1 protein-coding gene is annotated in these 268 nt (G+C 60.1%); it reads right to left on the reverse strand.

Translation table 11 applies throughout. The annotated features are described in order from the left end of the window. The coding region (locus tag SM753_RS20660) for a ribbon-helix-helix protein, CopG family (RefSeq protein ID WP_323192936.1) at positions 1–183 on the reverse strand (183 nt) is incomplete at its 3' end. Positions 184–268: the final 85 nt, after the last annotated feature.

Below are 268 nucleotides of genomic sequence, written 5' to 3' on the forward strand. Positions count from 1 at the left end.
CGTCTCGCCGCCACCGACGGTGTGGACGTACTCGACGGTTCGTCCGACTCGTCGCTGGTCGTCGGCTCGATATGCGTCGATAATGTCCCGGAGATGCGCTTGGACTGTGACTCCCCGTTCGTCCGCCTCCGACCGTAACGCGGCCGTTGTCTCCTCTGGGAGGCGAAGCGTGATCTCGTTCATATGTCCCCTTTCTCCTGCAGCTACAAGAAGCTACGTCAGCCGACCGTCAGACAATCAGATCTCGATTTCGCCGAGTTCGTAGTCG

Source organism: Halostella sp. PRR32 (assembly GCF_034808085.1).
Lineage (GTDB): Archaea > Halobacteriota > Halobacteria > Halobacteriales > Natronoarchaeaceae > Halostella > Halostella pelagica.